The organism is Streptomyces sp. NBC_00322, assembly GCF_036147535.1.
Lineage (GTDB): Bacteria > Actinomycetota > Actinomycetes > Streptomycetales > Streptomycetaceae > Streptomyces.
Window position 1 is genome coordinate 956,395 of record NZ_CP108019.1, and the last position, 14,678, is coordinate 971,072.

11 protein-coding genes are annotated in these 14,678 nt (G+C 68.8%); 8 read left to right on the forward strand and 3 right to left on the reverse strand.

Annotated features, from left to right (window positions below):
• Window positions 1–106: 106 nt before the first annotated feature.
• On the forward strand, window positions 107–571 hold the full coding sequence (locus OG905_RS04395; RefSeq protein WP_328666273.1) for a hypothetical protein: 465 nt from the start codon (window positions 107–109) through the stop codon (window positions 569–571).
• A 103-nt stretch (window positions 572–674) separates the two neighbouring features.
• Here OG905_RS04395 and OG905_RS04400 read toward each other — a convergent pair whose 3' ends face one another.
• Entirely contained in the window at window positions 675–1,538 is an 864-nt protein-coding gene (locus OG905_RS04400) for a leishmanolysin-related zinc metalloendopeptidase (RefSeq protein WP_328666274.1), read from the reverse strand.
• A gap of 313 nt (window positions 1,539–1,851) precedes the next feature.
• On the opposite strand from OG905_RS04400, the gene OG905_RS04405 reads away from it, so the two are divergent.
• The gene (locus OG905_RS04405; RefSeq protein WP_328666275.1) at window positions 1,852–4,044 is read left to right on the forward strand and encodes an endonuclease; all 2,193 of its coding nucleotides are present in this window, start codon (window positions 1,852–1,854) and stop codon (window positions 4,042–4,044) included.
• A 12-nt stretch (window positions 4,045–4,056) separates the two neighbouring features.
• Here the strand turns inward: OG905_RS04405 and OG905_RS04410 are convergent, their stop codons facing one another.
• Entirely contained in the window at window positions 4,057–4,908 is an 852-nt protein-coding gene (locus OG905_RS04410; RefSeq protein WP_328666276.1) for a caspase family protein, read from the reverse strand.
• 178 nt (window positions 4,909–5,086) lie between these two features.
• Between OG905_RS04410 and OG905_RS04415 the strand changes: the two genes are divergently transcribed.
• The 6 genes from OG905_RS04415 to OG905_RS04440 all read left to right on the forward strand — a co-directional run bounded on the left by OG905_RS04415 (window position 5,087) and on the right by OG905_RS04440 (window position 13,723).
• The gene (locus tag OG905_RS04415; RefSeq protein WP_328666277.1) at window positions 5,087–6,031 is read left to right on the forward strand and encodes a hypothetical protein; all 945 of its coding nucleotides are present in this window, start codon (window positions 5,087–5,089) and stop codon (window positions 6,029–6,031) included.
• Window positions 6,032–6,108: 77 nt separating this feature from the next.
• Window positions 6,109–7,233 (forward strand): hypothetical protein, encoded by a 1,125-nt coding sequence (locus tag OG905_RS04420; RefSeq protein WP_328666278.1) that lies wholly within the window; start codon window positions 6,109–6,111, stop codon window positions 7,231–7,233.
• Complete coding sequence (locus OG905_RS04425) at window positions 7,214–10,159, forward strand: ATP-binding protein (protein WP_328666279.1); 2,946 nt, start codon at window positions 7,214–7,216, stop codon at window positions 10,157–10,159. Before OG905_RS04420 ends, OG905_RS04425 begins: the two co-directional genes overlap by 20 nt.
• Window positions 10,156–11,289 (forward strand): trypsin-like peptidase domain-containing protein, encoded by a 1,134-nt coding sequence (locus tag OG905_RS04430; RefSeq protein WP_328666280.1) that lies wholly within the window; start codon window positions 10,156–10,158, stop codon window positions 11,287–11,289. Before OG905_RS04425 ends, OG905_RS04430 begins: the two co-directional genes overlap by 4 nt.
• Window positions 11,290–11,321: 32 nt before the next feature.
• Complete coding sequence (locus OG905_RS04435; RefSeq protein WP_328666281.1) at window positions 11,322–12,386, forward strand: trypsin-like serine peptidase; 1,065 nt, start codon at window positions 11,322–11,324, stop codon at window positions 12,384–12,386.
• A 65-nt stretch (window positions 12,387–12,451) separates the two neighbouring features.
• Window positions 12,452–13,723: a glycosyltransferase gene (locus tag OG905_RS04440; RefSeq protein WP_328666282.1), complete on the forward strand. Its 1,272-nt coding sequence runs from the start codon at window positions 12,452–12,454 to the stop codon at window positions 13,721–13,723.
• 33 nt (window positions 13,724–13,756) lie between these two features.
• Here the strand turns inward: OG905_RS04440 and OG905_RS04445 are convergent, their stop codons facing one another.
• Window positions 13,757–14,542 carry a VOC family protein gene (locus OG905_RS04445; protein WP_328666283.1) on the reverse strand — a complete coding sequence of 262 codons (786 nt, stop codon included), beginning with the start codon at window positions 14,540–14,542 and terminating at the stop codon, window positions 13,757–13,759.
• Between the last annotated feature and the right edge of the window lie 136 nt (window positions 14,543–14,678).

Consider the following 14,678-nt stretch of genomic DNA (forward strand, 5'->3'; position numbering starts at 1 on the left):
GCACGACGGCGCACCGGCCGACCACCGGGGCGCCACACGGATCGCGGTTGACACGGGGTGCCCAACGGGGGAACCCGGCCGGTGGTCCTGGAAGGGATGCAACACGATGACGGCACGAAAGAGCCTCGCCCTGGCGACGGCCACGGTGGCGCTGGGTACCGGGCTCGCGATGGCCACTCCGGCCGCGCAGGCAGCTCCGGCGGCGCACAGCACGCCGGGCACCACCGCTTCGCAGACCAGAGCCGCTGCGGCAAAGGCCGGCTGGCACCTGATCTGGGGCCCGAAGAGCCACAAGCCCACCACGTACTGGGCCACGCCCGACTTCGTCCCGCGCAGCGGCACGCTCGGCGTCAACGCGCGCTGCTGGAACGGCGGTGACGGCACCAAGTACAAGATCGACGTCGTACGGACCCGCGACAAGAAGGTCGTCAAGAAGGGCGGCTGGGGCTACTGCAACGGCGGCTGGATGACGGTCAAGGCGAACGCGTCGTCCGGCACGTCGTACTACATGCGCATCTACCTGAAGGGCAACGCGCACACGGTCGAGGCGAAGGCCTACTACTACCGCTGAGACGGGGGACGGTCGTCGCCGACGAACTCGGGCGGCGCGACCGGAGTGCGGCCCGGTCCTCCCTTCACGGGAGGGCCGGGCCGTCTGGTGCTGCTCGGGAACCTTACGGAGAGGGTCGGCCCGAGCGCTCCGCGGGCAGCACGACCGGGATGACCGGCAGCATCGTGCCGCGGTCCGTCGGCGCGCTGTGCGTCACGAGTTCGCCGGCGCGGGCGAGTTCGAACAGATCGGGAAGCTCGTACAGCTCGGCGGCATCGAGGTCGACCTGGTAGCCGAGGTCTTGCAGGCCCGCGACCGTCAGACGGCTGAGAGGATTCCCGGGCGAGCCGACGAAGCCGGACATGAGCTCGTTGTGAAAGACGGTCTCCCGCCAGTGACTGTCCGCGGTGCCCGGACCGCCCGTGGCCTCCACCGGTACCGGCACCGGTCCGCCGGCGCCCATGAGCGTGCCGAGTTCCTCCATGGCAGCGGCTCCGACGAAATTCGGATTGGGCGTCCGAGGATCCTTGAGAAGGCCTTTGTCCTCCCACACCGTGCCAACTCCCAGCACATGTCCCATTTCATGGGTGATGACGTCGAGCAGAGTCCCGTCGTCCTCCATACGTACCAGGTCTGCTGTGTCGAAGGACATGATTCCCTTGACCGGCAACAGCGCGCCGACAGCGGCCGACGCGGAGCGCACATGTGTCGGACCCGCCTGTCCCAGAATTCTGCCGGTGCCGTCGATCGGCACTCCCTGAGCGAGTATCAGAAGGTCGTCGATCACCTCGCCGCCGAGAATGACCGTGGGCAGATCGCCGATGATGACGCGTGCCCAGCGGTCTGCCGCCTGCTCGAAGGCCTGCTCCTGAGCGTCCGTCAGCCCTCCGAGGAACTGCACGTCGATCGTGAACGGTGAGGTGACGTAGGCGAGTTCCTGCGCGCGGGAGGGATTGGCAACCGCGTGGTACGTCCGGTAAGTGCACATGGCCTCTCCTCGGCTGAATGCCGCTCGATCGTTTCTCTTTCGTGCCGTTTCCCCTTTCGAGCATAAGATCCGGGCCGTTGGGGTGCTCGACGGGTTTCCGCCGAGGGCAAACAAAATTCAATTCGCAATAATCCAGCGGTCCAGTATTGAAGGGGCAACCACTGAGCCGTTCGAGTGAGCACCGATCGACATTCCGTGTTCATAATGAAGAAGGGGCGACAGGCAGCAAATCCATGTTCGGACGATGGCCGGGAGGCGGGCCGATATGACTGTGCAGCAGTTGTCGCAAGCCGATTCGGAATATCTCTCACAAATGAAGCAGGCTCGCGACCGCTACGAGATGCGCGCGGCGGAGCGGGCCAGTAACCTGCGCGTCCTCGACCGGCGCGGCATCCTGTACGCCGACGCCCCGGAGCGCGTGGAGAAGAGGCTTGCACGCCTGGGCGCCGATCGGGCGCTGGCGACGGCGATCGAGCAGACACCTGCGGCAGCCACCACGGGCAGCAGTCTGGAGCTGGCCCCCGACTCCTTCGGTGCCGATGTGCTGGGTCTTGAACGCCTCATGGGGCGCAATGACCTCATCGGAGTCGGTTTCCTCGAAGCGGGGTTCATAGCGGCGCGCTCGATCGGGCGCGTGACGGTCCGGGCAGGCGGCGGAGGCCATCACGGCACCGGATTCCTCATCTCCCCCACACTCCTGATGACGAACAATCATGTGCTGCGTACGGCGGACGAAGCCGGTAATGGAGTCATCGAATTCAACTTCCAGGCCGGACTGGACGGACAGCCACTCCTGCCCGTGGTGTTCCGGCTGGAGCCGCAGACGTTCTTCGTCACCGACCAGGCCCTCGACTTCAGCGTGGTCGCCGTGGCCCAGCGCTCCCAGGACGGACAGCCGCTCGCGCCGTTCGGCCGGCTTCCCCTCAAGGAGGCCGAAGGCAAGGTCATCCTCGGCGAGATCGTCAACATCATCCAGCACCCCAACGGCGAGCCCAAACAGCTCGCGCTGCGCGAGAACAAGGTCGTGGACCTGCTGGATGAGTTCGTGCACTACGAGACCGACACGGCCCCCGGCTCGTCGGGGTCCCCGGTCTTCAACGACCAGTGGGAGGTCGTGGCCCTGCATCACGCCGGTGTTCCGCGCACCGACGGCGACGGCAAACCTCTTGCCGTCGACGGTTCCGTCTGGGAGCCGAGTATGGGTGAGCAGCGGCTCGACTGGAAGGCCAATGAGGGCGTACGGATCAGCCGCGTCCTCGGCGCGCTCCGGCAGGTCCCCATGTCCCCTCCCGCCGCAGCGCTCCGCGAGGAGATATTCGCGGCCGGAGCCACCCTGCACACGGTGGAGGTGTCGCCACCGCCGCCTGGCCGGACGAACGGAGTCGGGCAACAGAGCCTCACCGGCCTTGTCCCGGACGGGGCTGTGCAGCAGCCGGTGCCCGGAGGGACGGTGCGTCTGAGCGTCCCGCTGAACATCACACTCAGCGTGGACCCGGCCACGTTCCAGGCGCAGGCCAACACCACAGCCGCGGCTCCGGCCTCCGTTCCGGCCACGGCCCTGCCGGGCCTCCCGGGCGTTGCGGGTCTCCCGGGCGTTGCGGGCATCGCCGTCGGACACATCGACGGTCAGTCGCCCGCCGAGAACGACCTGGCCGCCGCGCTGGTCAACCTCGCTGCCGCCAGGGCCCGTCCCTACTACGACGCGGCCGCGGACGGTACCGCGCAGGACGCCTACTACGCGGACATCCGCACCGGCAGCCCCGCCGCTCTTCGCCGGGCACTCACCGAGCTGCTGGAGACGACCCACGAGAACCGGCCCGCGTACAAGCCGATGCGCATGCTCTACCCGTGGGTCGACCTGCACCCGGACGAGCAGTTGCGCAGCATCTACTCGGGCAAGGACTTCACTCCCGAAGAGCTGATACAGGCCGACGCCGCGGTGGAGGCCGCCCGGATCGGACGCTGGCAGGAGTTCCTGCTGCACGAGAGCGCGCCCGGCCCCGGAGCACTGGAGGCCGAGTTCGACGCCCTGGAAGCGGCTCTGCCGTTCAACTGCGAGCACGTGGTGCCCCAGTCCTGGTTTGCCAAGAAGGAGCCCATGCGCGGGGACCTGCATCACCTCTTCGCCTGCGAGTCGGCGTGCAACAGCTTCCGCGGGAACATTCCGTACTTCGACTTCGCGGACAGCGAGGAAGTCGTACGGCACTCCTGCGGGCGCCGCGAACCGCTCAAGTTCGAGCCGTCGGCCGGCAAGGGTCCGGTCGCCCGCGCGACGCTGTACTTCCTGCTGCGCTACCCCGGATTCATCGGGGACGAGGCGCGCGAGCTCCAACGCGAGCGCCTGGACCTTCTGCTGTCCTGGCACGCCGCCGACGCGGTGAGCGAGTACGAGCGGCACCGCAATGCGGCCATAGCCGAGATACAGGGCAATCGCAATCCGCTCATCGACCACCCGGAGTGGGCCGAGGAGATCGACTTCGCCGGTGCCTGGCCCGACGGCGGTTGACGAGCCGACCTCCTAGACCGTGAAGGGGCGCTGTTCCAGGAACGCGTCCCGGGGACGGCCGGTCACGTAGAAGTTCGGGCTCTGCGTGGCCGGCATGTTCCGCACGATGTCGCGGTGGAAGGCGCGGTAGCCGCCGCGGAACGTCCCGCCGTCCCAGACCTCCAGCAGCGTGCCGGTGAACTTGCCGTTGACGGGGCCGTCCGAGGAGAGCTGGTTGTCCTGGCAGCCGGAGATGAGCAGCGCGTTCACTTTCTCCTCGCCGCCGTTCCCGGTGCCCAGCCCGCGCTGGATCTCCTGGAAGAACTCCTTGTCCCGCAGGTAGATCTCGTACTGCTTGGCGACCGGCATGAGCCGTGAGGTGTTCTCGATCCGGTTGGGGTCGCTGGTCTGGAACTGCTCCTTCATGGCTTCGGGGCTGAGGACTTCCCTTACCTCGATGCCGGTCCCGCTGTGGCAGGAGTCGAGGAGAGCGAGGATCCTGACGCCGTCGTCGAAGCGGGCGAACTCCCTGTAGAGCTCGTCGTCGAGGAATTCGCGGTCGTAGAGGACGAGGGTTTCGTCGAAGTCGTCCGGCTCGTCGTCGGACCCGACGCTGTTCGGCACCTGACCGCCGTGACCCGAGTACGTGAACATCAGGATGTCCCCGCTCTTGAGCCTTCTGGCCGCCTTGCGCAGCTCGGCGGTGACGTTCTCGACGGTGCCGTCGGGGGTGAGCAGGGTCGTGTCGTCGAAGCCTGCCTCGCGGGCCAGACGGGCCATGTCGTTGGCGTCGTTCTCGCATGCGACGAGCTCACCGTCCCAGCCGCCGTATTTCGCTGGGTCGACGTTGTTGAGTCCGACGTGGAGGGAGAGGCCAGTGGCCATGAGAAGAGCTCCTCGTGCCTGGGTGACGTGCGTCGTCTGGATGAGTTCCGTGACCCTTCGGTGTCTGAACCCTTTTCCGGCGGGCGGGCGCCCGAATGGCGGACACATCACCGCAGGCCAATACTGAAAACGACCGACGTCCAAGTGACGGGCGTCCGTGCCGTGTCGGGAGGCGCACATGCGACCCAGGGTCATCTACGTCCACGGCAATGGGAACAAGGTCCGCTCGGAACTGCTCAAGTCTCAGTGGGACACGGCTCTTTTCGGCAGGGACATGGGCGATTCCTCGCGCATGGCGTACTGGGCCCCGCTCCGGTACGACAAGCCACTGCCCGACCACCGGCCCGACCCGCTGGAGGGTGGACCGGTCGACGGCGTGCCTCTGGAGACCGAGGGGAGAGCCGCGCCGGTGGAGTTCGAGGCGCCGGAGGAATTCGTGGCGAGAACCCTCGACGAAGCCCGGTTCGACGCGAGCGGAATCGCGCCGGAGTCGGTGCCCGGTACGCGCGAGGTGAAGAACGCGCTCAGCGAGTGGCTGCTCGAGATGACGTATCTAGGAGACACGCTCGCCGAGTCGGAGGAGACCGGGCAGGGAACGCAACTGCCCCTCGAAGCACTGCCGTTGCCGCGCGCGGCCCGCACAGCGGTGTTTCGGCTGCTCGTCAAGCACACCTATCAGGACGTCCACGCCTATTTCTTCGGCGGGGCGGGAGCGGTGATCCGCGACGTGGTCAAGGAGGCGCTGGAGGGCCTGGACGGCGCCCCGCTGGCGGTCGTCGGGCACAGCCTGGGGTCCATCGTCGCCTACGAGGTGCTGGCCGATGAGGAACGGGACGTCGAGCTCTTCGTCACCGTGGGGTCGCCGCTGGCGATCACGGAGGTGCAGGACCATCTGGCGAAACCGCCCGCGGTTCCAGCCTGCGTGCGGGCCTGGCGCAATGCCTCGGATCTGCGCGATCTGGTGGCTCTCGACCACACGCTCCGGCCCGAGTACGCACCGGTTGAAAAGGTGACCGATCTTCTCGTCACCAACGACAGCAAGAACCATCACGGCATCTCCGAGTACCTGGGAAATCCGCAGATCAGGGAGCCATTCCAGCGCATGTTCAGCCGCCTTGCGTGAGCGCAGACCGGGTGCAAACATGACAACTAGGAGATCGTCCGTCTCATGCTCCCCTGGGGCGGCTGGGCAGGTGTGGCATGCCGTTGGCCGACACGGAATGGGACCTCGTCACCATGTGGGTACGGGAGTACCTTCTCGACACCACCGACCCCCACACTCAGCTCGTCCAGTACGGTTTCGCCCCGGAATTCGTCGCCGCTCTGCCGCTGACGGCGGTCAGCGCGGAGAATGCCCGCGCACTGGTTCAAGCTTCACGCAAAGACATCCAGGGGCAGCTCAAACTCGTCGAGGTCGTCGCCGCGGTCGACAGACTCAGCGTCCTTCCGGAAGTCTCCAAGGCTCTGGAATTCCAGGACCGGCTGCGCGAGGACTACCGCGTCCACGCCTCGCAGGACAATTTCCGTACCTGCGTCCTCAAGAACGGCACCGAGGTCTTCATCGACCGGCAGAACCTGCGGGAGACACTGCGTCAGTTCGTCGACGACCCGGAGAAATCCGTCCTGCTGGTCGACGGCGATCCGGACAGCGGAAGGTCTTACACCTACAACCTCATCCGCCATATCGGGCAGCACTACGGATTCCGGCCGGCCCGGGTGACCCTGTCGCACACATCCACAGCGGACAAGGTAGTCCGCCGGCTCGCGGAATTCGTCTCCGACCCGCGCGCGGGAATCTCACCGCTGAACCCCACGGAGCTCAACGACCAACTGCCGTCGATCGACGATGCGGTGCACTGGGTCGTCGGCCGGGCGACAGCCGTCGAGGACCGCTTCTGGCTGGTCCTGGACGAGTGCGACAAGCTCGACCCCAGCTCCGACGTGTGGGACTTCATCGGACAACTGGCCCTCGCCATCTACGAACACGCGGCCGTACGAGGCGACCAGGCACCCCGTCTGGTTCTTCTCGGCTACGGGCCCTCGATGCGCCAACTCCCCTATGACCTGCGGGGAAGCATGTGCTGGGACACGGCCCGCGTCGCCGGACCGGCCGATCTGCGCAGGTTCTTCGACCAGTACTTCCACGAATCCCCACCCGGCTTCCTCGACGGCGGACCGCCCGACGAGGCCACGATCACCGAACTCGTGGAAGTGGCCGTCCAGGAGGTCCTGCGGGCCGCGGAACCGAGCGCCGGCAGCGAGAGCTACATGAGAAAGATCTGCACGGCGGCAGAGGGGGCGATCCGTGTCTACCGGGGCCTCTGAGGCCGGGAAGGACTTCGCTGCCCGGCTGCGCCGGGAACTCCACGCCGGCGAGGACGGTTCCCAGACCGTCCCGGACTCCCGCGCGGGCTATCGGGAGGCCGCCTGCCTGCTCACTCGCTTCGACCCCATGCTGCTCCGGCTGCCCGGCGAGGACCATGCCACCGGCGGTGCGGTGCTCGAACTGCTCGACGACTGCACGACCTTGGGCATGGGCATGAAGGCACGAGCCGTATGGACCCTCAAGGCCGATGCCCGGGATCGGGCGCTGCGTTCTCTCGCCGGTCCGGAGGCCGCCCGGCGCGCGCTGGAGTGCAATCTCGACCAGTTCGAGGACCAGCCCGGGCCGGAACGGATCTGCCTTGCCTATCTGTCGGGCAGCCCGCACCAGCCGGCCGATGAGAACGCGTCCGAACTGGCCGACACGCTCCAGGCGGTGCTGTGGCTGACCCGCGTGCCGGGCATGACCGGGCTGCCGGACACCGGTGAACTCCAGCACACACTGGAGCGCGCCCGACTCCTGCAGCCCCTCGAACGCCTTGTGCAGCAACCGTTTCAGGGGCGTGGCCGCGAACTCGACGAACTGCGCGACTACATCGGCACACCTTCCGACTCCGCCACGCCCGTGCCCCCGCTGGTCATCCATGGACCCGGAGGCATGGGCAAGAGCACCCTGCTCGCCAAGTTCCTCCTCGACAGCATCCACGAACGCGAGCTCAGCTTCCCCTTCGCGTACATCGACTTCGAGCGGCCCACGCTCTCGATCCACGAACCGGTCACGCTCATCGCAGAGGCCGCCCGGCAGCTCGGCATCCAGTACCCCGCTCACCGTGACGAGCTGGAGGCACTGGCGTACGAGTGTCAGCAGACGGCCCGCGGTCAGCGGGAGGGACAGGACCGGGTGACACAGCTGCACGAACTCGCCACCACCAGGACCGTCCTGGGCCGCAGTTCCTCCCAGGAGTTCCAGCTCCAGGCCACGGAACGCGATACCGACCTCATCCGGCGTACCGCGGACCTTCTGATCCGGGTGGTGGAGGCGGCGGGCCAGAAGAACCCGCCCTTCGTACTCGTCATCGACTCGTTCGAGGAAGCCCAGTACCGGGGTTCACCCGTGATGGGCAGGCTGTGGCGTATGTGCGTCACGTTCCAGAGCGTCTATCCGGGGCTGCGTGTCGTCGTCTCCGGGCGTGCGCCCGTCGACCATCCGGCACGGACCGTGACACCGCAGGACATCGAACTCCACGAACTCGACCGCGAGGCCGCCATCAGCCTTCTGACGGCATGCGGAGTCACGGACCGGGAGATGGCGGGGATGTGGGCCGACCGTGTGGGCGGTCACCCGCTCAGCCTGAAACTCGCCGCCCGGGCCGTCACTCTCGCGGGAGGCGAAGCCGAGTCCATGGGCGACCTGATCAGCAGCATGCCCGCCCGGCGCCGGCAGTTCACCCGCCGCATCGACCGGATGCTCATCCAGGGCATCCTGTACGACCGCATCCTCAACCACATCGCGAACCAGGAGGTACGCCGTCTCGCCCATCCGGGCCTGGTGCTCCGGATCATCACTCCCGAGATCATCAAGGACGTCCTGGCCGAGCCCTGCGGACTGCCCGTGGAGACCCTCGACGACGCCCAGCTCCTCTTCGACGAACTCTCCCGCCTCGACCTCGTCGAACCGGCGGGCCCCGGGGCCCTACGGCACCGCGGCGACGTCCGCGCCATCATGCTGCGCCTGCCGGGCAGTGACCGCACCGACGTGATGCGCACGATCGAACGGCGTGCCGTCGAGTACTACGCCGCACGCGAGGGTCTGGAGGCACGCGCCGAGGAGATCTATCACCGGCTGCGCCTCGACGAGAACCCGCGCTCGGTGGAGGAGCGGTGGCTGCCCGGCGTCGAGCGTTTCCTGGTCGGGGCGCAGCAGGACATGACCCCCAGGTCCGCGGGCCTGCTCACGGCGAAGCTCGGAGGCGGAGCCTCCGACCATGTCCTTGAGGGCGCCGACCAGGAGGACTGGGAGCGGATCGCCGCCCGTGAGGTCGAGGACCTGCTGGCGCAGGGCTTCCCCGAGGCGGCGCTCGTCCGGCTCGGCGAACGCCGGCCGTGGACGCCGTGCAGCCCCCTTCACTCCCTGCTGGCCGAGACGCTGAGCAGACTCGGACGGGGGGCTCAGGCACGGGGGACGGTGTCGCAGGCCGTCAGCGCCACGGCGGGCGCGGGATGCGCCGAGAGACAACTGGAACTGCTCCTGCTGTCCGCCCGCCTCGCGGAGGAAGCGGGCGACGTGGAGAGCGCGGGCGGCGACCTGCGGGCGGCGGAGGACATCGCGGTGGGCCTCGGGCAGGATCTCGAAGCGATGGGAGCGCTGCTGGCCCGGGCCCGGCTCGCCGCGGGTGCCGACGTCCCCGATCTGGAAGCCGACAGCCGGCTCTCCGAGGGGCTGCGGCGCTTGCCCGACGCCGTACTCGCCGACCAGCCCGCACTCGTACGCGCCGTCGCCTCGCAGATCTACCCGCAGGACCCCAAGGCGCTCGAACACGCGCTGGACGTCGTCGGGTTGCCCGGGGACGACGAGGCGCTGGAGGGCCTTGGGGCGGCCATGCGCCGTGCGGCCGCCCGCCAGCCACGACTGCTCGGTGCGCTGATGGACATCCTCGGCGATGCCGCAGACCCGACCGAGCCGCACGGAGGGACCGGCCCCACCAGCACCACCGAAATCCTGCGCCTGGCACGCGACCGCGGCACCCTCGACACACTCGCCCGGCGGCTGCTGGCCCTGCCCGACGCGAGCGGTGAGATCGTGGCCGGGGTGGCCGCCGCCATGAGGGTGGGCGCGAGCGGCCCTCCGCCGCCGAGCTTCACGGCCCACACGGCGGAGCGGAACAACGCGAGCGAAGGGAACGGCCCCCCGCGGCCTGGTCGGTCATGAACGCCTACCTCACGGCGGCCGAGATCCTCCAGGTGCGCGACGCCGCCCTGGAGACCGGGCTCGCCGACCCGATGGTCCGGCCGCTGCTGTTCGACGGGATCATGCCCAAGTACCGGGGCACGCTGCCGATGCTTCCGGCGCCCGGGCGGCAACTGCACTCCGACCTCAACGAGATGAACCGTGTCGAGCGGCTCGTCGACGGTTCCGTCCCGCTGGAGATCTGGCTCCGCAACGCCATCGCCCAGACGACCGAAGCCGAACCGCTCGCCCTCCTGCAGCGCACCCTGGACGATGTGGCGCGCAGCGCGGGAGGCGAGCCGGACATCATGGCGTCAATGCCCGCCCCGGACATCCAGGAAATCAAGGAGGAGATCGTCCACCGCGACGACACGGTCGCCTTCGACTTCCTGCGGGGCGGCGACCTGGCGGGCACGGCGGTCGCGCGTATCAAGGTTCCCCCCTACCAGGGAGGGGCCCCGCTCCAGCCGAACGGTTTCCCGCACTCCGGCACGGGATGGCTCATCGCCCCGGACCTCGTCATCACCAACCACCATGTGGTCAACGCCCGGTCCGGCACCGGCTCGGGACGGCCCCGGGCCGATGCCGAAGACCTGCGCCTGCAGGCACAACACGCGCGGGCGCGCTTCGACTACGACACGGACGAGGTGGAGACCGAGGAGGCCACCGTCAGCGAACTCGTCGCCGCGGACCCGGAACTCGACTACGCGATCCTGCGGCTGACCGCCGAGCCCTCCCGGCCGTCGCTGAAGCTCGCGAAGCAACCGCTGTCGGTCGCCAAGGGCGACGTCGTGGCCGTCAACATCATTCAGCACCCGGGCGGACAGCCGAAGCGGGTCGCGCTGCGCAACAACCTCGTCTACGCGGCCGACGGGAGCGACGTGCGCTACTTCACCGACACCCGAGGCGGATCCTCCGGATCGCCCGTGTTCACCGACGACTGGAAGGTGGTGGCACTCCACCGGGGCACACGGCGGGTGGAGGACGTGATGTTCCAGGGCAGGACGACGGCCTTCGTCAACGTCGGCACCCAGATGGACACCATCATGCGCCACCTTCAGGCGAACAGCCCCGAAATCCATGCCGAGATCGAGACGGCACAACACGACTGAACAACACCGCTGAGGAGACTGAGGAGGGCGATATGGGCAGCCGGAGCAGATCACCGGTGGCAACCGGTCCCGAGCAGATCTTCACCGATCTGCGCGAGGTCGCGCAGCGCGTGCGGGAGGGACTGTGGCAGGAAGTCCCCGAGTCCTCGGAGGAACTCCCCGCCGAAGAGCAGCCCTCCGGGCAGATATCCCAGTTCGCCCAGCAGGAACGGGACCGCGTTCTGTCGGCGGGAGCGAACGGTCTGGAGAAGCTCGCCGAGGGGCGCGAGGACGAGATCAGCGACGACGAGTCCTTCGGTATGGAGGCGATCGTCCTGCTGGAGGGCAGACCCGCCATCCTCGTCCAGAACCATGACTTCGCCCCGCAGGACGGCGACTGGGCGGTCCTGGACGGCCACCGGACCGCGATCCGCGAATCGATCGCGCGCGTCGGCCGGGTCGAGGTCTCCGGACACGCCAGCCTGGACTGGCTCGGCACGGCCTTCCTCGTCGGCCCGGATGCCGTCATGACGAACCGTCATGTGGCGGCTGAGTTCGCGCGCGGTGACGGCACCGGCTGGACGTTCCAGCAGGGCATGAGCGCCCGGATCGACGTGGCGGAGGAGTACGGCGCGCTCTCGGCGAACAGCGAACCGGCGTACGAGATCACCGAGGTGATCGGCATCCACCCGGATGTCGACATGGCGCTGCTGCGCGTCTCCCCCGCCGTGGGTGGCACCACGCTGCCGACCCCGCTCGCGGTCGCCGCCGACGCGCCCGCGGATCTGCCGGGACGTCCGGTGTACTGCGTCGGCTATCCGGCGTACGACGGCCGTCGCAACGAACCGGAGTCGATGCGCAGAATCTTCATGGACATCTACAACGTCAAACGTCTGCAGCCCGGCACCACCACGGAGCTCCGGCCCGAGCAGACCGTGATGATGCACGACTGCTCCACGCTGGGCGGCAACAGCGGCTCCCCCGTCTTCGACCTCACCGATCACCGCGTCCTCGGCCTGCATTTCGGCGGACACTACGGCTTCGGCAACTACGCCGTGCCCCTCTTCGAGCTGGTCGACGATCCTCTGCTGCACCGCGCCGACGTCAATTTCGTCTGAACCCGGGCGGGACTTCGGCGCGCGATGCAAGGGCCGTGCCCGCGGCCCCCGCCATACTGGCGCTCATGCGCGTGGCAGTCATGACGGCAGGCTCACGGGGCGACGTTGCCCCCTACACCGGACTCGGCCAAGGTCTGGCGCAGGCCGGGCACGACGTCACCCTCGTCACCCACGCCCGCTTCGCGCCTCTGGTCGACGCGGCACGCGTACATTTCCACCCCCTGCCGGTCGACCCGCGCGCCGCACTGGAATCCGCGGCCGGCCGGGCCCTGCACCGCAGCACCACCGGCGCGGGAAAGCTGCTGCGCGTGGTCGACATGGCGCGGTCCCTGGTCGGTCAGATGGCCGACGACCTGCTCGAAGCCGCCCACGCGAGCGATGTGCTGCTGCTGTCCAGCTCGTTGGGGCCGCTCGGCCACACCATCGCCGAGGGGCTCGGCCTGCCCAGCATGGGCGTCTATCTCCAACCACTCGCCGCCACCGGTGAGTTCGCCCCGCCCGTCACGGGCACCCGGTCGTGGGGACGGACGGCCAACCGGCTGGCGGGGCGGGCCGTGAACGCCGCCGTGGACCGCGTCTTCGCCGACGCCACCCGCACCCTGCGAGCCCGCCTCGGCCTGCCGCGCACCGGAGCGCGTGCCGCCCGCCGGGCCCGCGAACGGCAGGACTGGCCCGTCTTTCACGGCTTCAGCGAGCTGGTCGTGCCCCGTCCGCGCGACTGGCGCCCGGGTCTGCGCATCGCGGGCTACTGGTGGCCCCACGATCCGCCCACCGCCCAACTCCCGCCCGTTCTCGGCGACTTCCTCGCTTCCGGCCCGCCCCCGGTCTTCGTCGGCCTGGGCAGCGCGACCGTGCCCGACCCCGACCGGGTCAGCGCGACGGTCGTGCGCGCACTGCGGGCCGCCGGTCTGCGCGGAGTGATCCAGTCCGGCTGGAGCGGACTGCACGCCGAAGGCGAGGACATGCTCACCGTCGACGAGGTCCCGCACAGTGCCCTGTTCCCCAGGATGGCGGCAGTGGTCCACCACGCGGGCGCCGGAACCACGGCTGCGGGCCTGCGCGCCGGTGTCCCCGCCGTGCCCGTCCCCATCCAGTTCGACGAGGCGTTCTGGGCCGCCCGCCTGGCCTCGCTCGGCGTCTCACCCGGCCCCCTCCCGCTGCGCCGCCTTACCGCGACCGCCCTCACCACGGCGCTGGTCAGGGCCACCACCGACCCTGCGTACGGGCACCGCGCCCGCGCTCTCGCCGCCCGACTCGACGCAGAGGACAGCGTCGGTCCCGTGCTCGCCGCCGTGAACGGGCTCACTGACAACGGAAGACCGGGCCACGGGCGGTGAACGGCAGGGAGGAGCCCTGCGAGATCAGAGGGATCAGGCGGCCGCGCCGCGGATGATCGCCAAAGGTGCGCCGAAGGGGTCCGTGAACATCGCCAGGCGGCCCACGCCCTCCGCGTCCATCGGCGGGATGAGCGTCGTGGCCCCGTGCTCCGCGGCCTTGGCGAAGGTGGCGTCGACATCGGACACTTCGAAGTAGGGGTGCCACTCCGAGCGGGAGCCCGCTTCCAGGTTCTCCTTCGGGAGCTGCATGATCCCGCCCTGCGTGGCCTCTTGTCCGCCGCCCGACGGGGAGACGACGCTGTAGGTGATGCCCGCGAACGGCATGTCCTGGTATTCCCACGAGAACACCGAGCGGTAGAAGTCCTTCGCGGCGCCCGCGTCCGTCGTGTACAGCTCGGTCCAGGACAGGGTGTTCACATCGGTGACCGCGCCCAGGCCCTTGGTATCGCCGGGCTGCCAGACCGCGAACTCGGCGCCGGTCGGGTCGGTGAACGCCGCCATCCGGCCCTCGGCGAAGACATCCCCCGGCGGGACTCGGACGGTGCCGCCCGCCTGTTCGACGGCCTTGGTGGTGGCGTCGGCGTCGGGCGTCAGGAAGTACGGGGTCCACGCGGAGGACGCGCCCTCGTCGGTGAGCGGGCCGATCGCCGCGACCGTCTTCCCGTTCACCTGGAAGAAGCCATACCCCCCGGCGTCCGGTCCCAGGGTCTGCAACTCCCAGCCGAACACGGCTCCGTAGAAGGCGGCGGCCGCGTCGACGTCAGGACTTCCCAGGTCGATCCAGTTCGGAGCGCCCGGGACATATGTGGTGGTCAGCATCGCAATTCTCCTCCCGCGGGTGCGCGGTGGATGTCGGATGTGTCGGTCGGCTTCAGCATGCCAGCCATCACTGACAATTCGCCGTTCCGCGCGCGATGACACCCTGCCGTGCGCCACGCGTGCGAAATGTGGCGGT